This is a genomic window from Geobacillus sp. C56-T3, from assembly GCF_000092445.1.
Classification (GTDB): Bacteria; Bacillota; Bacilli; order Bacillales; family Anoxybacillaceae; genus Geobacillus; species Geobacillus thermoleovorans.
Map to the genome: position 1 here is coordinate 83,624 of NC_014206.1, position 19,830 is coordinate 103,453.

At 53.8% G+C, this 19,830-nt stretch carries 13 protein-coding genes, 8 tRNA genes and 4 rRNA genes; all 25 read left to right on the plus strand.

Going from position 1 to position 19,830, the window contains the following annotated elements:
* Positions 1 to 5 precede the first annotated feature (5 nt).
* The 25 genes from pabC (at position 6) to radA (ending at position 19,764) form a co-directional block, all read left to right on the plus strand.
* Positions 6 to 881: an aminodeoxychorismate lyase gene (pabC, locus tag GC56T3_RS00405; protein WP_013143970.1), complete on the plus strand. Its 876-nt coding sequence runs from the start codon at positions 6 to 8 to the stop codon at positions 879 to 881.
* Positions 881 to 1,732 carry a dihydropteroate synthase gene (folP, locus tag GC56T3_RS00410; protein WP_011229584.1) on the plus strand — a complete coding sequence of 284 codons (852 nt, stop codon included), beginning with the start codon at positions 881 to 883 and terminating at the stop codon, positions 1,730 to 1,732. The genes pabC and folP overlap by 1 nt, the downstream gene beginning before the upstream one ends.
* Positions 1,695 to 2,084: a dihydroneopterin aldolase gene (gene folB / locus GC56T3_RS00415; RefSeq protein WP_014194586.1), complete on the plus strand. Its 390-nt coding sequence runs from the start codon at positions 1,695 to 1,697 to the stop codon at positions 2,082 to 2,084. Before folP ends, folB begins: the two co-directional genes overlap by 38 nt.
* On the plus strand, positions 2,085 to 2,612 hold the full coding sequence (folK, locus tag GC56T3_RS00420) for a 2-amino-4-hydroxy-6-hydroxymethyldihydropteridine diphosphokinase (protein ID WP_013143972.1): 528 nt from the start codon (positions 2,085 to 2,087) through the stop codon (positions 2,610 to 2,612).
* Positions 2,564 to 2,785, plus strand: a complete 222-nt coding sequence (locus GC56T3_RS00425; RefSeq protein ID WP_011229587.1) for a helix-turn-helix domain-containing protein — start codon at positions 2,564 to 2,566, stop codon at positions 2,783 to 2,785. The genes folK and GC56T3_RS00425 overlap by 49 nt, the downstream gene beginning before the upstream one ends.
* A gap of 16 nt (positions 2,786 to 2,801) precedes the next feature.
* The gene (gene dusB, locus GC56T3_RS00430; RefSeq protein ID WP_011229588.1) at positions 2,802 to 3,803 is read left to right on the plus strand and encodes a tRNA dihydrouridine synthase DusB; all 1,002 of its coding nucleotides are present in this window, start codon (positions 2,802 to 2,804) and stop codon (positions 3,801 to 3,803) included.
* Positions 3,804 to 3,893: 90 nt separating this feature from the next.
* Entirely contained in the window at positions 3,894 to 5,378 is a 1,485-nt protein-coding gene (gene lysS, locus GC56T3_RS00435) for a lysine--tRNA ligase (RefSeq protein WP_011229589.1), read from the plus strand.
* Between the two features lie 182 nt (positions 5,379 to 5,560).
* On the plus strand, positions 5,561 to 6,193 hold the full coding sequence (locus tag GC56T3_RS00440) for a carbonic anhydrase (protein WP_013143973.1): 633 nt from the start codon (positions 5,561 to 5,563) through the stop codon (positions 6,191 to 6,193).
* A 208-nt stretch (positions 6,194 to 6,401) separates the two neighbouring features.
* Positions 6,402 to 6,518 (plus strand): 5S ribosomal RNA (gene rrf / locus GC56T3_RS00445).
* Positions 6,519 to 6,526: 8 nt separating this feature from the next.
* Positions 6,527 to 6,602 (plus strand) — tRNA-Val (locus GC56T3_RS00450).
* A gap of 149 nt (positions 6,603 to 6,751) precedes the next feature.
* Positions 6,752 to 6,827: transfer RNA gene (locus GC56T3_RS00455), tRNA-Lys, on the plus strand.
* 10 nt (positions 6,828 to 6,837) lie between these two features.
* A tRNA-Leu gene (locus GC56T3_RS00460) sits at positions 6,838 to 6,922 on the plus strand.
* An 11-nt stretch (positions 6,923 to 6,933) separates the two neighbouring features.
* A tRNA-Gly gene (locus GC56T3_RS00465) sits at positions 6,934 to 7,008 on the plus strand.
* 16 nt (positions 7,009 to 7,024) lie between these two features.
* Positions 7,025 to 7,110 (plus strand) — tRNA-Leu (locus GC56T3_RS00470).
* 3 nt (positions 7,111 to 7,113) lie between these two features.
* Positions 7,114 to 7,187, plus strand: a tRNA-Arg gene (locus tag GC56T3_RS00475).
* A gap of 4 nt (positions 7,188 to 7,191) precedes the next feature.
* Positions 7,192 to 7,265: transfer RNA gene (locus tag GC56T3_RS00480), tRNA-Pro, on the plus strand.
* A 12-nt stretch (positions 7,266 to 7,277) separates the two neighbouring features.
* Positions 7,278 to 7,350 (plus strand) — tRNA-Ala (locus GC56T3_RS00485).
* A gap of 631 nt (positions 7,351 to 7,981) precedes the next feature.
* A 16S ribosomal RNA gene (locus tag GC56T3_RS00495) occupies positions 7,982 to 9,539 on the plus strand.
* 670 nt (positions 9,540 to 10,209) lie between these two features.
* Positions 10,210 to 13,139, plus strand: a 23S ribosomal RNA gene (locus GC56T3_RS00500).
* A gap of 241 nt (positions 13,140 to 13,380) precedes the next feature.
* Positions 13,381 to 13,497: ribosomal RNA gene (gene rrf, locus GC56T3_RS00505) — 5S ribosomal RNA — on the plus strand.
* Together the 16S, 23S and 5S rRNA genes with 8 tRNA genes alongside form the textbook arrangement of a ribosomal RNA operon.
* 264 nt (positions 13,498 to 13,761) lie before the next feature.
* Entirely contained in the window at positions 13,762 to 14,223 is a 462-nt protein-coding gene (gene ctsR / locus GC56T3_RS00510; RefSeq protein ID WP_011229590.1) for a transcriptional regulator CtsR, read from the plus strand.
* Between the two features lie 15 nt (positions 14,224 to 14,238).
* Positions 14,239 to 14,787, plus strand: coding sequence for a UvrB/UvrC motif-containing protein (locus tag GC56T3_RS00515; RefSeq protein ID WP_011229591.1), 549 nt, complete (start codon positions 14,239 to 14,241; stop codon positions 14,785 to 14,787).
* A gap of 5 nt (positions 14,788 to 14,792) precedes the next feature.
* Entirely contained in the window at positions 14,793 to 15,884 is a 1,092-nt protein-coding gene (locus GC56T3_RS00520) for a protein arginine kinase (protein WP_011229592.1), read from the plus strand.
* Complete coding sequence (gene clpC / locus GC56T3_RS00525) at positions 15,881 to 18,313, plus strand: ATP-dependent protease ATP-binding subunit ClpC (RefSeq protein WP_011229593.1); 2,433 nt, start codon at positions 15,881 to 15,883, stop codon at positions 18,311 to 18,313. The genes GC56T3_RS00520 and clpC overlap by 4 nt, the downstream gene beginning before the upstream one ends.
* A gap of 77 nt (positions 18,314 to 18,390) precedes the next feature.
* Positions 18,391 to 19,764 (plus strand): DNA repair protein RadA, encoded by a 1,374-nt coding sequence (gene radA, locus GC56T3_RS00530; protein ID WP_013143974.1) that lies wholly within the window; start codon positions 18,391 to 18,393, stop codon positions 19,762 to 19,764.
* The last annotated feature ends 66 nt before the right edge of the window (positions 19,765 to 19,830 follow it).

Consider the following 19,830-nt stretch of genomic DNA (forward strand, 5'->3'; position numbering starts at 1 on the left):
CAGTCATGTACGTGTATATCAACGGCGCGGTCGTTCCGCGCGAAGAAGCGCAGTTATCAGCGTTTGATCACGGCTTTTTATATGGGCTCGGCTTATTTGAAACATTCCGCACGTATAGCGGCCACCCTTTTTTGCTTGACGATCATTTGGCCCGATTGAACAAAGGGCTGTCTGAGCTTCACATCGAAAGGCAGTTCGGCCGCGCCGAAGTGGTGGCGATCATCGAGCAGTTGCTCGAGGCCAATGGCTTGCGCGACGCTTATGTGCGCTTCAATGTATCGGCCGGGGTCGGCGATCTCGGCTTGCCGATCGAACGTTACCGAAACCCGACCGTCATCGTCTATATGAAGCCGCTTCCGCCGCCCGTCCCTCCGGAAGGAAAAGAAGGGGTGGTGCTCGCGGCAAGGCGAAACAGCCCGGAAGGCAATGAGCGACTAAAGTCGCACCATTATTTAAACAATATGATTGGGAAATGGGAGCTCGGACATCGACCTCATGCGGAAGGAATTTTTTTGAATTCAGATGGTGCGGTAGCGGAGGGGATCGTTTCCAATATTTTTTGGGTGAAAGACGGCATCGTCTACACGCCAGCGCCGGCTGTCGGCATATTAAACGGCATCACAAGACAATTCATCATTGCTTTGCTCAAGCAGTTGCGCATCCCAGTTGAAGAAGGGGTATATCCGCTGTCCCATTTGTTGCAGGCTGATGAAGCATTTATCACCAACTCTGTGCAGGAAATTGTACCCCTTTGCCGCATTGGCCATTGCGTTTACCAAGGAAAAAATGGTCCGGTGGTCCGGGCCTTGCAGCACCATTACCGACGCTTGACCCATCGGCTATGGACGAGGAACGAATTGGCAGAAAGGATGAACGACTGATGACAACATCGATGCGCCCTCTTCGGCTTCAATGCCGCGGGCATGAGCTTGACTTAAACAAAAAAACGTTGATCATGGGCATTGTCAACGTCACGCCCGATTCGTTTTCCGACGGCGGCCGGTTTTACGACGTGGAAAACGCGGTCAAGCACGCGAAGCGGCTCGTGGCGGAAGGAGCAGACATCATTGACATCGGCGGTGAATCAACTCGTCCGGGGGCGGATCCAGTGCCGCTTGATGAAGAATTGCGCCGCGTCATTCCGGCGGTAAAAGCGATTGCTAAGGCGGTGAGTGTGCCGATCTCAATTGACACGTACAAAGCGGAAGTGGCGCGGCAAGCCATGGAGGCTGGGGCGCACATCATCAACGACGTTTGGGGAGCCAAGGCGGACCCTGATATGGCCCGCGTCGCCGCCACGTACGGCGCGCCGATCATTTTAATGCACAACCGCCGCGATATGGCCTATCGCGATTTGATTTCCGACATGATCGCCGATTTGAAAGAAAGCATTCGCATTGTCAAAGAGGCGGGTGTGAAAGATGAGAACATTATTTTAGATCCAGGGATCGGCTTCGCCAAGACGGTCGAGCATAACTTGGAGGTGATGCGGCGCCTTGATGAATTTGCCGCTCTCGGCTATCCGCTTTTGCTTGGCACGTCGCGCAAACGATTTATCGGCCATGTGCTCGGCGTGCCTGTCGAGGAGCGGGTCGAAGGAACAGGAGCGACCGTTTGTCTCGGCATCATGAAAGGGGTGCACATCGTCCGAGTCCATGATGTATTGCCGATTGCCCGCATGGCCAAAATGATGGATGCTATGCTTGGGAAGGGAGAGAGCGGTCATCGATAAAATTTATGTGCAAGGCATGGAGTTTTACGGCTACCACGGGGTGTTTCGCGAAGAAAACATCCTCGGCCAGCGATTTTTGGTCGATGTGACGTTGGAGCTCGACTTGCAGCCCGCCGGGCGGAGCGATTGTCTTGAGTATACCGTCAACTACGCCGATGTGTACGAGCGCTGCCGGGCGATCGTTGAGGAGCGGACGTTCGCCTTGATCGAGGCGGTCGCTGAAGCGATCGCCGCCGACTTGCTCGCTGCCTTTCCTGTTGTCGAGCGCTGCATTGTCAAAGTGACGAAGCCGAATCCGCCGATTCGCGGCCATTATCAACATGTCGCAGTCGAAATTGATAGGGGTCGTTAAATGGAAAACATCGCATATCTCGCTTTAGGCTCCAACCTCGGAGATCGTGTTTCCTATTTGCGTTCTGCCATTGAAGCGCTCCATCATCATCAGGAAATTTTTATCACATCGAGCTCATCGATTTATGAAACCGATCCGGTCGGCTATGTCAACCAAGGCAAGTTTTTAAACATGGTGATCGAGGTGGCGACGACGTTGTCGCCGTTTGCCTTGCTTGACGTGACCCAGCAAATCGAACGACGTCTTGGGAGAAAAAGGGAAATTCGCTGGGGACCACGGACGTTAGACCTTGACATTTTGCTGTATAATCATGAAAATATTGAAACAGAGCAGCTGACGATCCCGCATCCGCGCATGGCGGAGCGGGCGTTCGTGCTCATCCCGTTGTTTGAAGTCAACTCCCACGTGGCAATACCGAACCTTTCCGAGCCGTTAATCGACATCATTGGCCGACTACCTGACAAAAAAGGAGTTCATGTATGGAAGCGGAAAGATGGGGAAGACGTATTCGCGCTTTTCGAAAGTTGAAAGGATATACGCAAGAAAGACTGGCGAAAGAACTAGGCATTTCCGTATCGATCCTTGGTGAAATTGAACGGGGGAACCGGATGCCGTCCGATTCGCTCGTTGGACAAATCGCCGAACGGCTGAATATATCGGTGGAAGAACTGGCGCCGCCGAAACTCGAATCGAACAAGTAGAAAGGAGGCATCTGCGATGTTTCGCATTGGCGATGTCGAAATTAAAAACCGCGTCGTGCTCGCTCCGATGGCAGGCGTATGCAACTCCGCGTTCCGCCTGACCGTCAAAGAATTCGGCGCCGGGCTTGTATGCGCCGAGATGGTAAGCGACAAAGGAATCGTATACAACAACGAAAAGACGTTAAACATGTTATATATTGATGAACGGGAAAAGCCGATCAGCTTGCAAATTTTCGGCGGCGAGAAAGAAACGCTCGTCAAAGCAGCGAAATTTGTCGATAAAAATACGAATGCAGATATCATCGACATCAACATGGGTTGCCCAGTGCCGAAAATTACGAATTGCGACGCTGGAGCGAAATGGCTGCTTGACCCGAATAAAATCTATGATGTCGTTGCCGCGATCGTCGATGCCGTTGAAAAACCGGTCACGGTGAAAATGCGGATCGGTTGGGATGAAAAGCACATTTACGCCGTCGAAAACGCTCAAGCCGTTGAGCGCGCCGGCGGGAAGGCCGTCGCCGTCCACGGACGGACAAGGGTGCAAATGTATGAAGGAAAAGCGGACTGGAACATCATCAAGCAAGTGAAAGAAGCCGTCAACATCCCGGTTATCGGCAACGGAGATGTCAAAACGCCGCAAGATGCAAAGCGGATGCTTGAAGAAACAGGGGTCGACGGCGTCATGATCGGACGGGCGGCGCTTGGAAACCCTTGGATGATCTATCGCACTGTCCGTTATTTAGAAACTGGAGAGCTCATCCCGGAACCGACGCCGAGGGAAAAAATCGATGTCTGCCTGCTGCATTTAGACCGATTAATTGCCTTAAAAGGCGAGTATATCGCCGTCAAAGAAATGCGTAAACACGCTGCTTGGTATTTAAAAGGCATTCGCGGCGCAGCGAAAATCCGCAACGCCATCAATGAATGTGAAACGCGGGACGAACTGGCCGCACTGTTGCTTCGCGTGGCGGAGGAAGCGGAAGTCCAAGCAGCGGCGAACGCCGAAGCCGTTTAAACAACGGAGATGACGTTCATGCAACGGAGGACTGCCAGCGAGCGCTGGCAGTATTTTTCGTAAAAAATCGCTAAATGGAGTGAATGAGGTATGAGTCATGAAGAATTGAACGACCAACTGCGCGTCCGCAGGGAAAAGCTGAAAAAAATTGAGGAATTGGGTGTCGACCCGTTTGGCAAACGGTTCGAGCGCACTCATAAAGCGCAAGAACTGTTCGAACTGTACGGCGATTTGTCGAAAGAGGAACTTGAAGAAAAGCAAATTGAAGTCGCCGTCGCCGGCCGCATCATGACAAAGCGCGGCAAAGGAAAAGCCGGGTTCGCCCATATCCAGGATGTCACCGGGCAGATTCAAATTTACGTCCGTCAAGACGATGTTGGCGAACAGCAGTACGAACTGTTTAAAATCTCTGACCTTGGCGATATCGTCGGCGTGCGCGGCACAATGTTTAAAACAAAAGTTGGTGAACTTTCCATCAAAGTGTCGTCGTACGAATTTTTGACGAAAGCGTTGCGTCCGCTGCCGGAAAAATACCATGGTTTGAAAGACATAGAGCAACGCTATCGCCAGCGTTATCTCGATTTAATTATGAATCCGGAGAGCAAAAAGACGTTCATCACCCGCAGTTTAATCATCCAATCGATGCGGCGGTATCTCGACAGCCGTGGCTATTTGGAAGTTGAAACGCCGATGATGCACGCCGTTGCTGGCGGCGCTGCGGCGCGCCCGTTCATTACGCATCATAACGCATTGGATATGACCCTTTATATGCGAATCGCCATCGAGCTCCATTTAAAACGGCTCATCGTCGGCGGTTTGGAAAAAGTGTATGAAATCGGCCGCGTTTTCCGGAACGAAGGCATTTCCACCCGCCATAATCCGGAGTTTACGATGCTCGAATTGTACGAGGCGTACGCCGATTTCCGCGACATCATGGAACTAACGGAAAACTTGATCGCCCACATTGCCACTGAAGTGCTTGGAACGACGAAAATTCAATACGGCGAGCATGTCGTCGACTTAACGCCCGAGTGGCGGCGCCTGCATATGGTCGATGCGATCAAGGAATATGTCGGCGTCGACTTCTGGCGGCAGATGAGCGACGAAGAGGCGCGGGAGCTGGCGAAAGAACATGGAGTGGAAGTTGCTCCACATATGACGTTTGGCCATATTGTCAACGAATTTTTTGAACAAAAAGTCGAGTCTCACCTCATTCAGCCGACGTTCATTTATGGCCATCCGGTTGAAATTTCACCGTTGGCCAAGAAAAATCCGGACGACCCGCGTTTTACCGACCGATTTGAGCTGTTTATCGTCGGGCGCGAACATGCCAACGCCTTTACCGAATTGAATGATCCGATCGATCAGCGCCAACGCTTTGAGGCGCAGCTGAAAGAGCGTGAACAAGGAAACGATGAAGCACATGAAATGGACGAAGACTTCCTTGAAGCGCTCGAGTACGGCATGCCGCCAACAGGCGGGCTTGGCATCGGCGTCGACCGTCTGGTCATGCTGCTGACGAACTCGCCGTCGATCCGCGACGTGTTGCTTTTCCCGCAAATGCGTCATAAATAGCAATGATCGTCCCCTGCCGCGAACAGCGGCAGGGGACAGTTCGTTATGGGATACCGATTCAAGAAAAAAGCCGGCCGCTTACCAACCCCTAGAAAGAAGATCAATACCATTGGACAGTTGACCTGCATATATTAACGGAGGACTCGGAAGTAAAAAACATAAAGGTGAAAGGAGCGGTTCTGTTGCTTTCCTATCCGATCCTCTATCGCAATCCTCCTGTGGCTGAGGCCGCGCAGATCAGCGCCCCGAAAATCAGCCCCAAAGCGGTCATCGGCGTCGATTCGATGATCATCGGCGACATAACGATTGCTGATGATGTGTTTATCGGCTTTAAGAATTTGTTGCGGGCGGATTCGGGTTATCCGTATTATGTCGGTCCTTATACGAATATCCAAGATTATGTGCTTATGCATGTACATCCTGGACGCGAGCATGTGAACGTGAACGGCCGAAAATGGGGCGTTTACCTCGAAGGGGAAAACAGCGTCCTGCACCATGCGGCCGTGCATGGCCCCCTGTTCGTCGGGCGGAATACATTTATCGGGCAACACACCAATATTTATGACGCCATAATCGGCAGAAACTGCGTCATCATGCATGGGGCGACCGTAACCAACGGCGTGAAAGTCCCCGACAACCGGTTCGTCGCTCCAGGAGAGACGGTATGGCAGCAGGAACAGGCCGACCGATTGCCGACTGTCCCGGACAAATGGAAAGACTTGAACCGAAAGATCGTCGATCATTACTACCGTCTCGGCAAATCATATTTGCATCATACACCGCTGGCATTTTCCTACGGTGCACATCGACACTAACTTTCATTTGACTATTGACTTTTAGTCATAGGATATATATAATATAAAAATTTGCTTTTAATAATAAAACAAAAAACGAAATAAGTTGACAAACCTCCTTCAGTGTGCTATATTATGATAGCACGCGGATGCGTCAACAATGATATTCAAAAAGTATTGACAAACAAACACGTTCGATTATAATATTACTTGTCTGTTATGTTGACTGTCTAGTGATGATAGCGGAGGGGAAACACCCGTTCCCATCCCGAACACGGAAGTTAAGCCCTCCAGCGCCGATAGTAGTTGGGGCCAGCGCCCCTGCAAGAGTAGGTCGTCGCTAGGCAATCCCGTGGAGGATTAGCTCAGCTGGGAGAGCACTTGCCTTACAAGCAAGGGGTCGGCGGTTCGATCCCGTCATCCTCCACCATCACCTATTATGAGCCATTAGTTCAGTAACGAGTATTACATCTTTGAATCTACTTCGAGTTGCCTCGACGCACTTGGCATCTTTGAATCGGCTGGGAGAGGAAGAGGCAGGTAGAGTGAAACGAAGCTGTAGAGTGTTATCCTAACCATGAGCCATTAGCTCAGTAGGTAGAGCATCTGACTTTTAATCAGAGGGTCGGAGGTTCGAGTCCTCCATGGCTCACCACAATTGATTTGCGGGTGTGGCGGAATTGGCAGACGCGCTAGATTCAGGGTCTAGTGCCCTTTACGGGCGTGGGGGTTCGAGTCCCTTCACCCGCATGTTGATTCGAGCGGAAGTAGTTCAGCGGTAGAACACCACCTTGCCAAGGTGGGGGTCGCGGGTTCGAGTCCCGTCTTCCGCTCCATTTATTTGCCCATTTAGCCGGGGTGGCGGAATTGGCAGACGCACAGGACTTAAAATCCTGGGGTAGGTCACTACCGTGCCGGTTCGAGTCCGGCCCTCGGCACTTGCGCTCGTAGCTCAATTGGATAGAGCATCTGACTACGGATCAGAAGGTTAGGGGTTCGAATCCTCTCGAGCGCGTTGGCGGGAAGTAGCTCAGTTTGGCAGAGCACATGGTTTGGGACCATGGGGTCGCAGGTTCAAATCCTGTCTTCCCGATAGCGGATATATGGGGCCTTAGCTCAGCTGGGAGAGCGCCTGCTTTGCACGCAGGAGGTCATCGGTTCGATCCCGATAGGCTCCACTGTTGCTTTATGTCTGTGCCTGCCGCTTGCAAGGGAATTTGAAGACGTGAGGTTCCTCGGTAGGATTACAGAGAAGCAAACTAAAGTAGCAACCTTGTGTCCTGCAAGTGAATGGAGAGAAGCGGGATTCTTCGACGAAAACCAGCAGAGAAGTTGTTTCAATGCAGCAACTTTGCGCCTGTGTCTTCTAGTGAATTCGGGGGGGATTGGGTTCCTCGGCGCAAGACTGCAACGAAGCAAGTTCAAGAAGAGGTCTCGTTCCTTGAAAACTGAACGAAACGAAGCGCGACGAAAAGCGGAGGTCCGATATTTCGCCTAACAGCAGCCCGCGTCCTGCGGGCAACGGCGAAATATCGCCATCCTGGCGATCGCGACGGGCAAATGTTCTTCACCCGCAGGGGTGCTTGCACCCCGAGGGGGAAGGTTATTTGACCCCGAGCGGCGGCGGACCGAAGCTGGACAATTCGAAAAGCTGAGGCCGCTTGCCTATCGGCGAAACGCGCTGAGAGGCCCGCGAGGAGGCTGTCGCCGCCGCAGCGGGACACGAAGCGTCGCAAGCCGATAGCGGCCGAAGCTAGACAATCCGAAAAGCGGAGGCCGCTTTGGCCAAAGCAAAAGCCAATCAACTTTCTTTTGGAGAGTTTGATCCTGGCTCAGGACGAACGCTGGCGGCGTGCCTAATACATGCAAGTCGAGCGGACCAAATCGGAGCTTGCTCTGATTTGGTCAGCGGCGGACGGGTGAGTAACACGTGGGCAACCTGCCCGCAAGACCGGGATAACTCCGGGAAACCGGAGCTAATACCGGATAACACCGAAGACCGCATGGTCTTTGGTTGAAAGGCGGCCTTTGGCTGTCACTTGCGGATGGGCCCGCGGCGCATTAGCTAGTTGGTGAGGTAACGGCTCACCAAGGCGACGATGCGTAGCCGGCCTGAGAGGGTGACCGGCCACACTGGGACTGAGACACGGCCCAGACTCCTACGGGAGGCAGCAGTAGGGAATCTTCCGCAATGGGCGAAAGCCTGACGGAGCGACGCCGCGTGAGCGAAGAAGGCCTTCGGGTCGTAAAGCTCTGTTGTGAGGGACGAAGGGGCGCCGTTCGAAGAGGGCGGCGCGGTGACGGTACCTCACGAGGAAGCCCCGGCTAACTACGTGCCAGCAGCCGCGGTAATACGTAGGGGGCGAGCGTTGTCCGGAATTATTGGGCGTAAAGCGCGCGCAGGCGGTCCCTTAAGTCTGATGTGAAAGCCCACGGCTCAACCGTGGAGGGTCATTGGAAACTGGGGGACTTGAGTGCAGGAGAGGAGAGCGGAATTCCACGTGTAGCGGTGAAATGCGTAGAGATGTGGAGGAACACCAGTGGCGAAGGCGGCTCTCTGGCCTGCAACTGACGCTGAGGCGCGAAAGCGTGGGGAGCAAACAGGATTAGATACCCTGGTAGTCCACGCCGTAAACGATGAGTGCTAAGTGTTAGAGGGGTCACACCCTTTAGTGCTGCAGCTAACGCGATAAGCACTCCGCCTGGGGAGTACGGCCGCAAGGCTGAAACTCAAAGGAATTGACGGGGGCCCGCACAAGCGGTGGAGCATGTGGTTTAATTCGAAGCAACGCGAAGAACCTTACCAGGTCTTGACATCCCCTGACAACCCAAGAGATTGGGCGTTCCCCCTTCGGGGGGACAGGTTGACAGGTGGTGCATGGTTGTCGTCAGCTCGTGTCGTGAGATGTTGGGTTAAGTCCCGCAACGAGCGCAACCCTCGCCTCTAGTTGCCAGCATTCAGTTGGGCACTCTAGAGGGACTGCCGGCGACAAGTCGGAGGAAGGTGGGGATGACGTCAAATCATCATGCCCCTTATGACCTGGGCTACACACGTGCTACAATGGGCGGTACAAAGGGCTGCGAACCCGCGAGGGGGAGCGAATCCCAAAAAGCCGCTCTCAGTTCGGATTGCAGGCTGCAACTCGCCTGCATGAAGCCGGAATCGCTAGTAATCGCGGATCAGCATGCCGCGGTGAATACGTTCCCGGGCCTTGTACACACCGCCCGTCACACCACGAGAGCTTGCAACACCCGAAGTCGGTGAGGCAACCCGCAAGGGAGCCAGCCGCCGAAGGTGGGGCAAGTGATTGGGGTGAAGTCGTAACAAGGTAGCCGTACCGGAAGGTGCGGCTGGATCACCTCCTTTCTAAGGAGAAAAGCGAAGGCGAGCGTTTCGCCGCGATGGGCAAATGTTCTTCGCCTGGAGGGATTTACAATCCCGAAGGCGAAGGTTATTTGACCCCGAGCGGCGGCGAGCCGAAGCTAGACAGAGAGAAAAGCGGAAGCGGCGCGTTTGGCTCTCGAAGCCAAATGTTCTTCACCCGCAGGGGTGCTTGCACCCCGAGGGGGAAGGTTATTTGGCAGAAGAGAGCCAGGCGCTGGAGCTAGACATCAGTCGTTATTCAAAGCAAAACGCGCTTCTGTTTCGTTCGGTTTTGAGGGAATGAGAAATTCCTTCACTTGTTTTGCGCCTGCGTCTTCTAGCAGATTCAAGGAAGATGGATTCCTCGGCGCAAAGCTGCAAGGAAGCAGACTCAAGGCAGTCGCTTCGTTCAGTTTTGAAGGAATGAAAAGTTCCTTCAAAAGCGCCTGTGCCTGCGTCTGCTAGCAGGTTCAGGGAAGCAAGATTCCTCGGCACAAGACTGCAGAGAAGTGAATTCAATGAAGTAGTCTCGTTTGCGTCTGCGTCTACAAGCGGATTCGGAGAAGCCGAATTCCTCGACGCAAACCAGCGAAGAAGCGAATTCAAAGGAGCTACTTCGTTCCTTGAAAACTAGATAACCGATTAACATAAGGAAGAAGCCGAGAGCGCAATAGGTTAAGCTGGAAAGGGCGCACGGTGGATGCCTTGGCACTAGGAGCCGATGAAGGACGGGGCAAACGCCGAAACGCTTCGGGGAGCTGTAAGCAAGCGTTGATCCGGAGATGTCCGAATGGGGGAACCCACTGTCCGTAATGGGGCAGTATCCATGCCTGAATCCATAGGGCATGGAGGGCACACCCGGGGAACTGAAACATCTTAGTACCCGGAGGAGAAGAAAGCAACCGCGATTCCCTGAGTAGCGGCGAGCGAAACGGGAACAGCCCAAACCAAGAGGCGTGTCCTCTTGGGGTTGTAGGACCGCTCACGATGGGAGTGAGAAAGGGACGGGGTAGACGAACCGGTCTGGAACGGCCGGCCAGAGAAGGTGAGAGCCCTGTAGTCGAAACTTCGTTCCCTCCCGAGCGGATCCTGAGTACGGCGGGACACGAGGAATCCCGTCGGAAGCAGGGAGGACCATCTCCCAAGGCTAAATACTCCCTAGTGACCGATAGTGCACCAGTACCGTGAGGGAAAGGTGAAAAGCACCCCGGGAGGGGAGTGAAAGAGAACCTGAAACCGTGTGCCTACAAGTAGTCAGAGCCCGTTGATGGGTGATGGCGTGCCTTTTGTAGAATGAACCGGCGAGTGACGATGGCGTGCGAGGTTAAGCCGGAGAGGCGGAGCCGCAGCGAAAGCGAGTCTGAACAGGGCGTGTGAGTACGTCGTCGTCGACCCGAAACCAGGTGATCTACCCATGTCCAGGGTGAAGGCCGGGTAACACCGGCTGGAGGCCCGAACCCACGCACGTTGAAAAGTGCGGGGATGAGGTGTGGGTAGGGGTGAAATGCCAATCGAACCTGGAGATAGCTGGTTCTCCCCGAAATAGCTTTAGGGCTAGCCTCGGGTTTAGGAGTCTTGGAGGTAGAGCACTGATTGGGCTAGGGGCCCAAAACGGGTTACCGAACCCAGTCAAACTCCGAATGCCAATGACTTATGCCCGGGAGTCAGACCGCGAGTGATAAGATCCGTGGTCGAGAGGGGAACAGCCCAGACCGCCAGCTAAGGCCCCGAAGTGCACGTTCAGTGGAAAAGGATGTGGAGTTGCCGAGACAACCAGGATGTTGGCTTAGAAGCAGCCACCATTTAAAGAGTGCGTAATAGCTCACTGGTCGAGTGACTCTGCGCCGAAAATGTACCGGGGCTAAACGTGCCGCCGAAGCTGCGGGATGACCGTTGGTCATCGGTAGGGGAGCGTTCTAAGGGCAGAGAAGCCAGACCGGAAGGACTGGTGGAGCGCTTAGAAGTGAGAATGCCGGTATGAGTAGCGAAAACAGAGGTGAGAATCCTCTGCGCCGAAAGCCTAAGGGTTCCTGAGGAAGGTTCGTCCGCTCAGGGTTAGTCGGGACCTAAGCCGAGGCCGAAAGGCGTAGGTGATGGACAACAGGTTGAGATTCCTGTACCACCTTCTTCCCGTTTGAGCGATGGGGGGACGCAGGAGGATAGGGCGAGCAGGCGGCTGGAAGAGCCTGTCCAAGCCGCAAGGCTGATCCGCAGGCAAATCCGCGGATCATAAGGCCAAGCGGTGACGGCGACGGATGGATCCGGAAGTCCCCGATTTCACACTGCCAAGAAAAGCCTCTAGCGAGGGAAGAGGTGCCCGTACCGCAAACCGACACAGGTAGGCGAGGAGAGAATCCTAAGGCGCGCGGGAGAACTCTCGTTAAGGAACTCGGCAAAATGACCCCGTAACTTCGGGAGAAGGGGTGCTCTTTGGGGTGAAGAGCCCTGAAGAGCCGCAGTGAAAAGGCCCAAGCGACTGTTTATCAAAAACACAGGTCTCTGCGAAGCCGAAAGGCGACGTATAGGGGCTGACACCTGCCCGGTGCTGGAAGGTTAAGGGGAGCGCTTAGCGGAAGCGAAGGTGCGAACCGAAGCCCCAGTAAACGGCGGCCGTAACTATAACGGTCCTAAGGTAGCGAAATTCCTTGTCGGGTAAGTTCCGACCCGCACGAAAGGTGTAACGACTTGGGCGCTGTCTCAACGAGAGACCCGGTGAAATTATACTACCTGTGAAGATGCAGGTTACCCGCGACAGGACGGAAAGACCCCGTGGAGCTTTACTGCAGCCTGATATGGAATTTTGGTATCGCTTGTACAGGATAGGTGGGAGCCTGGGAAGCCGGAGCGCCAGCTTCGGTGGAGGCGACGGTGGGATACCACCCTGGCGGTATTGAAATTCTAACCCGCACCCCTTAGCGGGGTGGGAGACAGTGTCAGGTGGGCAGTTTGACTGGGGCGGTCGCCTCCCAAAAGGTAACGGAGGCGCCCAAAGGTTCCCTCAGAATGGTTGGAAATCATTCGGAGAGTGCAAAGGCACAAGGGAGCTTGACTGCGAGACGGACAGGTCGAGCAGGGACGAAAGTCGGGCTTAGTGATCCGGTGGTTCCGCATGGAAGGGCCATCGCTCAACGGATAAAAGCTACCCCGGGGATAACAGGCTGATCTCCCCCAAGAGTCCACATCGACGGGGAGGTTTGGCACCTCGATGTCGGCTCATCGCATCCTGGGGCTGTAGTCGGTCCCAAGGGTTGGGCTGTTCGCCCATTAAAGCGGTACGCGAGCTGGGTTCAGAACGTCGTGAGACAGTTCGGTCCCTATCCGTCGCGGGCGGAGGAAATTTGAGAGGAGCTGTCCTTAGTACGAGAGGACCGGGATGGACGCACCGCTGGTGTACCAGTTGTCCCGCCAGGGGCACCGCTGGGTAGCTATGTGCGGACGGGATAAGCGCTGAAAGCATCTAAGCGTGAAGCCCCCCTCAAGATGAGATTTCCCACCGCGTTAGGCGGGTAAGATCCCTCGAAGATGACGAGGTCGATAGGTCCGAGGTGGAAGCGTGGCGACACGTGGAGCTGACGGATACTAATCGATCGAGGGCTTGACCTAGCAAGAAAAGCGGAGGCGAGCGGGTCGCCGCGATGGGCAAATGTTCTTCACCCGCAGGGGTGCTTGCACCCCGAGGGGGAAGGTTATTTGACCCCGAGCGGCGGCGAGCCGGAGCTGGACAACGAAAAGCGGAAGCGCCGCGGCTTCTTCCGACGGTTATCTAGTTTTGAGGGAATGAACATCCTGTTGACAAATCCAACAGGATGGATATAATAATTACTGTCCAAGATGATAACCATTGCCTAGTGGCTATGGCGGAGGGGAAACACCCGTTCCCATCCCGAACACGGAAGTTAAGCCCTCCAGCGCCGATGGTAGTTGGGGCCAGCGCCCCTGCAAGAGTAGGTCGCTGCTAGGCAAAATGGAAAGCACGTCTTTTCTTTCCTTGGAAGAAAAGGCGTGCTTTTTCATTTATTCGGCTGCTTGACGTTTTATTGTCCAAAAAAACGGATATTCTATAGTTAGTTTTCCTTCTTTGGTCACTCTTGAAATTTTCCGTAATACATTGTATAGTAAGAGTAAGGTCAAATATAGTCAAAGTCAACAAATAGGCAGTGGGGTGTCCTTGTCAGCGGACGGCCCATCGCCAGGCAGCTTGGTTGTAAGGAAGGTGGTAGGTAGAGTGCCGAACATTTCCGACATCATTGAGCAATATTTAAAGCAAGTGCTCAATATGAGCGACCAAGATATCGTTGAAATTAAACGAAGCGAAATCGCTAATAAATTCCAATGTGTTCCGTCGCAGATCAACTATGTCATCAATACGAGGTTTACCCTTGAAAGAGGGTACATCGTCGAAAGCAAGCGCGGTGGCGGTGGGTATATCCGCATTATGAAAGTGAAGACAAAGAGTGAAGCACAGCTTATTGACCAGCTGCTCGAGCTTGTCGGCCACCGCATCAGCCAATCGAATGCTGAAGATGTGGTAAAACGTCTCGTTGAAGAAAAGGTAATTTCGGAGCGGGAAGCGAAAATTATGTTAAGCGCTATGGATCGTTCTGTTTTATATATCGATTTGCCCGAGCGGGACGAACTGCGGGCCCGCATGTTAAAAGCGATGCTGACGTCGCTGAAATACAAATAGGGGGAGGGGGAGGCATTGATTTGCCAAGAATGCAAGCAGCGGCCGGCCACGATGCACTTTACAAAAATTGTAAACGGAGAGAAAACGGAGTTCCATCTTTGCGAGCAATGCGCCAGAGAGCATGGCCATATGTTTACGTTCTACGGCAATGATGATTTTTCACTCAACAACTTGTTGGCGGGGCTTCTTAACTTTCAAGCGCCGATGAAAGAGATGACGGCGAACGCGTTTCCGAACCCGGATGTACTTCAATGTGAGACGTGCCAAATGACATACCATCAATTCACACAAATCGGGCGGTTCGGCTGCGCTAACTGCTACCGGACGTTTGCACGCTACTTGCCGCCGATTTTGAAACGGCTCCATAGCGGCAATACCGCTCATTCAGGAAAAATTCCGAAGCGAAAAGGCGGCGTTCTCCATTTGCGCAAGCAACTTGCTATGTTGAAACAAAAGCTTCAGGAGCTCGTCGCTCGTGAGGAATTCGAGCGGGCGGCCGAGGTGCGCGACCAAATCCGCTCGTTGGAGGATGAACTGCGTCGACGCGGAGAGGGGGATATGTAAGCGGTATGTCGTTCGAGAAGTTTTTCAATACGGCGGTCAGCGCGTGGATGAGCCAAGAGGGGCCGGATTCGGACATCGTCTTAAGCAGTCGCATCCGACTGGCGCGCAACATCGTTGACTTTCGTTTTCCAACGCTGTTTAGCAGTGAAGAAGCGATGCAAATCGTCGCGTTGTTTGAACGGACGTTCGCCCATCGTTCTTACGGAGGGGCAGGCCGCTTCGAGTTGTTGAAAATGTCGGAGCTTCAGCCGATTGAAAAACGGGTATTGGTAGAAAAACACTTAATTAGTCCGCATCTGGCTGAGGATTCGCCGTTTGGCGCTTGTCTGCTTTCGGAAAATGAAGAAATCAGCATCATGATCAACGAGGAGGATCATATCCGCATCCAATGCCTATTCCCGGGGTTGCAGCTTGCTGAGGCTCTCGAGGCGGCGAGCGAATTGGACGATTGGATTGAAGGGTATGTCAACTATGCCTTTGACGAGCGGCTTGGTTATTTAACGAGCTGCCCGACCAATGTCGGGACGGGATTGCGGGCTTCGGTGATGATGCATCTTCCGGCGCTTGTGCTGACGCAACAAATTAACCGTATTATTCCTGCCATCAACCAGCTTGGGCTTGTTGTCCGTGGAACATACGGTGAAGGGAGTGAAGCGTTGGGAAATATATTCCAAATTTCCAACCAGATCACGCTTGGGAAATCGGAGGAAGACATTGTTGCTGATTTGCATACGATCGTTCAGCAGCTGATCGCCCAAGAAAGAGCGGCTCGTCAGGCATTAGTGAAAACTTTGGGCATACAATTAGAAGACAAGGTGTTCCGTTCATACGGCATACTGGCCAACTGTCGCGTCATCGAATCGAAAGAAGCGGCGCAATGTCTGTCCGATGTTCGCTTAGGGATTGATCTAGGATATATCAAGAACATCTCGCGCAACATTTTAAATGAGCTGATGATTTTGACGCAGCCGGGATTTTTGCAGCAATATGCCGGCGGGGCGCTTCGCCCTGAAGAACGGGACGTCCGCCGCGCGGCGCTGATCCGGGAGCGTTTAAAGATGGAGGAACGAAGAAAGATGGAGGGGGATGAACGATGATGTTTGGCAGATTTACGGAACGGGCGCAAAAAGTGCTGGCGCTGGCGCAGGAAGAAGCCATTCGCCTCGGCCATAACAATATCGGCACAGAACATATTTTGCTCGGCCTCATCCGCGAGGGCGAGGGGATCGCGGCTAAGGCGCTCATGGCGCTTGGGCTCGGCCCAGATAAAATCCAAAAAGAAGTCGAATCGCTCATCGGCCGTGGCAGTGAAGTGTCGCATACGATCCACTATACACCGCGGGCGAAAAAAGTAATTGAGCTGTCGATGGATGAAGCGCGGAAGCTCGGCCATTCATACGTCGGCACAGAACATATTTTGCTTGGGTTGATCCGCGAAGGCGAAGGGGTGGCCGCCCGCGTGCTGAACAACTTGGGAGTAAGCTTGAACAAAGCGCGCCAGCAAGTGTTGCAGCTGCTTGGCAGCAATGAGTCGATGTCAGGCCATGGCGGCGGCGCGTCGCATGTGAGCACTCCGACGCTTGACAGCCTCGCCCGCGATTTGACAGCGATTGCCCGCGAAGGGCGGCTGGACCCGGTCATCGGCCGCAGTAAAGAAATTCAGCGCGTCATTGAAGTATTAAGCCGGCGGACGAAAAATAATCCGGTGTTGATCGGCGAGCCGGGCGTTGGGAAAACGGCCATTGCTGAAGGGTTAGCCCAACAAATCGTCAATAACGAAGTGCCGGAAACGCTGCGCGACAAGCGGGTCATGACGCTCGATATGGGGACGGTCGTCGCCGGAACAAAATACCGGGGGGAATTTGAAGACCGACTGAAAAAAGTGATGGATGAAATTCGTCAAGCGGGCAACATCATCTTGTTCATCGATGAGCTGCATACATTAATTGGCGCCGGTGGGGCGGAAGGAGCGATCGACGCGTCGAACATTTTGAAACCGGCGTTGGCGCGCGGGGAGCTTCAATGCATCGGCGCGACAACGCTCGATGAATACCGGAAATATATTGAAAAAGACGCCGCGCTTGAACGCCGCTTTCAGCCGATTTACGTTGATGAACCGACAGTGGAAGAATCGATCCAAATTTTAAAAGGGTTGCGCGATCGGTATGAAGCGCACCACCGCGTTTCGATTTCCGACGAGGCGATCGTGCAAGCCGTCAAGTTGTCCGACCGCTACATTACCGACCGTTTCTTGCCGGATAAGGCGATCGATTTGATCGACGAGGCTTGCTCGAAAGTGCGCCTTCGTTCGTTCACCGCACCGCCGAAATTGAAAGAACTTGAACAAAAGCTCGAGGAAGTGCGGAAAGAAAAAGACGCGGCCGTGCAAAGCCAAGAATTTGAAAAAGCGGCGTCGCTGCGCGATATGGAACAGCGGCTGCGCGAAGAACTGGAGGAAACGAAACGTGCGTGGAAAGAAAAACAAGGCCAAGAAAATTTGGAAGTGACGGTCGAAGACATCGCCGCGGTCGTCTCGAGTTGGACCGGCATTCCAGTATCGAAGCTCGCTGAGACGGAAACGGAGCGGCTGCTCAAGCTGGAAGAAATTTTGCATTCGCGTGTCGTCGGCCAAGACGAGGCGGTCAAAGCGGTCGCCAAAGCGGTGCGCCGCGCCCGTGCTGGCCTGAAAGACCCGAAACGCCCGATCGGTTCGTTCATTTTCCTTGGTCCGACCGGCGTTGGGAAAACGGAGTTGGCTCGAGCCTTGGCAGAAGCGATGTTTGGCGATGAAGACGCCCTCATTCGCATCGATATGTCCGAGTATATGGAAAAACACTCGACATCGCGGCTCATCGGGTCGCCGCCGGGGTATGTCGGTTATGAAGAAGGCGGCCAGCTGACGGAAAAAGTGCGCCGCAAGCCGTATTCGGTTGTCCTGTTAGATGAGATGGAAAAAGCGCATCCGGACGTGTTCAATATTTTGCTGCAAGTGTTGGAAGATGGGCGGCTGACTGACTCGAAAGGGCGGACGGTCGACTTCCGCAACACGATCATCATCATGACGTCCAACGTCGGCGCCGATGCGCTGAAACGGAATAAGTACGTTGGCTTCAACATTCAAGACGGGAACCAGCAATACAAAGATATGAAAAGCAAAGTGATGGATGAGCTGAAAAAAGCATTCCGTCCAGAGTTTTTAAACCGGATCGACGAAATCATCGTCTTCCATTCGCTCGAAAAAGACCATCTGAAACAAATCGTCCGATTGATGGCCGATACGCTCGTGAAGCGGCTGAAAGAGCAAGACATTGATCTTGAGCTGACGGAGGCCGCCATTGAGAAAATCGCCGCCGAAGGGTTCGATCCAGAATACGGTGCCCGCCCGTTGCGCCGCGCCTTGCAAAAGCATGTTGAAGACCGTTTGTCCGAAGAATTGTTAAAAGGCACGATCGCCAAAGGGCAAAAAGTCGTCGTGGATGTCAAAGACGGGGAGTTTGTCGTATTGTCGAAACAGGCGGTCGTGTGAGGGAAGAAAAGGCATGCGGCAGCTTCCTGCCCATGCCTTTTTTTCGTTGGAAAACGTTACAGAAAGGGTTAAGATCGATGGCGAAGAAGAAAACGAAGTTCGTTTGCCAAGAGTGTGGATATGAGTCGGCCAAATGGCTTGGACGCTGTCCGGGATGCCAAACATGGAATTCGCTTGTTGAGGAAATTGAGCAGGAGAAACCGACTGTGCGCGGCGCATTTCTTCATTCGGAGCGGGCGGGTTCGGCCAAACCGGTCCCGATTACAGCCGTGGAGGCGGTGCAAGAGCCGCGCATGAAAACGAACAGCGCGGAGCTCGATCGCGTGTTGGGCGGTGGAATCGTCAAAGGTTCGCTCGTTTTGATCGGCGGCGACCCTGGCATTGGCAAATCAACGTTGCTTTTGCAAACATCGGCGCAGCTGGCCGCCGCTGGGCATCAAGTGCTGTATGTCTCCGGTGAGGAATCGGTCAAACAAGTAAAGCTGCGCGCTGGACGCCTTCGTGCGGAGTGCGATCGGCTGTACGTGTTGGCGGAAGCAGATTTGGAATACATTGTGGCAGCGGTTGAAACGGTTCAACCTGCTTGTGTCATCATTGATTCGATTCAGACGGTGTATCGCACCGATATTTCCTCTGCACCGGGCAGCGTCGCCCAAGTGCGCGAATGCACGGCCGAGCTGATGAAGCTGGCGAAAACAAAAGGCATTGCCATTTTTATCGTCGGTCATGTGACGAAGGAAGGGGCGATCGCCGGGCCGCGCCTGCTCGAACATATGGTGGACACCGTTCTCTATTTTGAAGGGGAGCGACACCATACGTATCGCATTTTGCGAGCGGTGAAAAACCGTTTTGGCTCAACGAACGAAATCGGCATTTTTGAGATGCGCGACATTGGGCTGAAGGAAGTGGAAAACCCATCAGAAGTGTTTTTAGAAGAACGGTCGCGCGGAGCGGCTGGCTCGACGGTCGTGGCGGCGATGGAAGGGACGCGGCCGGTGCTCGTGGAAATCCAGGCGCTCGTCTCGCCGACGAGCTTCGGCAACCCGAGACGGATGGCAACCGGCCTTGACCATAACCGTGTGTCGCTTTTGATGGCCGTGCTCGAAAAGCGGGTTGGGCTGCTGTTGCAAAACCAAGATGCTTATTTGAAAGTGGCGGGCGGCGTGAAGCTTGATGAGCCGGCAATTGACTTGGCGGTCGCTGTCAGCATCGCCTCGAGCTTTCGCGATCGGCCGACGAATCCGGCGGATGTCATTATCGGCGAAGTCGGCTTAACTGGAGAGGTGCGCCGCGTCTCGCGCATCGAACAGCGCGTGCAGGAGGCGGTAAAATTAGGCTTTTCCCGCATCATTGTGCCAAAAAACAATTTAGCTGGCTGGCAGCCGCCAAAAGGTGTGCAAGTGATCGGTGTTTCGCATGTGGCCGAGGCGCTTGAGCATACAATGTGTTAATCGCTCTTTCACCTGCGCAACCCGCTTCTTCGCGCCCAAGGGGATATGAGCAATCAAAAATTCATC

Bases quoted from the DNA above. Each gene is read 5' to 3' on its own strand.
- pabC (WP_013143970.1), top strand. From the start codon at position 6: ATGTACGTGTATATCAACGGCGCGGTCGTTCCGCGCGAAGAAGCGCAG.
- radA (WP_013143974.1), top strand. From the start codon at position 18,391: ATGGCGAAGAAGAAAACGAAGTTCGTTTGCCAAGAGTGTGGATATGAG.
- folK (WP_013143972.1), top strand. From the start codon at position 2,085: ATGGAAAACATCGCATATCTCGCTTTAGGCTCCAACCTCGGAGATCGT.
- dusB (WP_011229588.1), top strand. From the start codon at position 2,802: ATGTTTCGCATTGGCGATGTCGAAATTAAAAACCGCGTCGTGCTCGCT.
- GC56T3_RS00520 (WP_011229592.1), top strand. From the start codon at position 14,793: ATGTCGTTCGAGAAGTTTTTCAATACGGCGGTCAGCGCGTGGATGAGC.
- folP (WP_011229584.1), top strand. From the start codon at position 881: ATGACAACATCGATGCGCCCTCTTCGGCTTCAATGCCGCGGGCATGAG.
- GC56T3_RS00425 (WP_011229587.1), top strand. From the start codon at position 2,564: ATGGAAGCGGAAAGATGGGGAAGACGTATTCGCGCTTTTCGAAAGTTG.
- clpC (WP_011229593.1), top strand. From the start codon at position 15,881: ATGATGTTTGGCAGATTTACGGAACGGGCGCAAAAAGTGCTGGCGCTG.
- lysS (WP_011229589.1), top strand. From the start codon at position 3,894: ATGAGTCATGAAGAATTGAACGACCAACTGCGCGTCCGCAGGGAAAAG.
- folB (WP_014194586.1), top strand. From the start codon at position 1,695: ATGCTATGCTTGGGAAGGGAGAGAGCGGTCATCGATAAAATTTATGTG.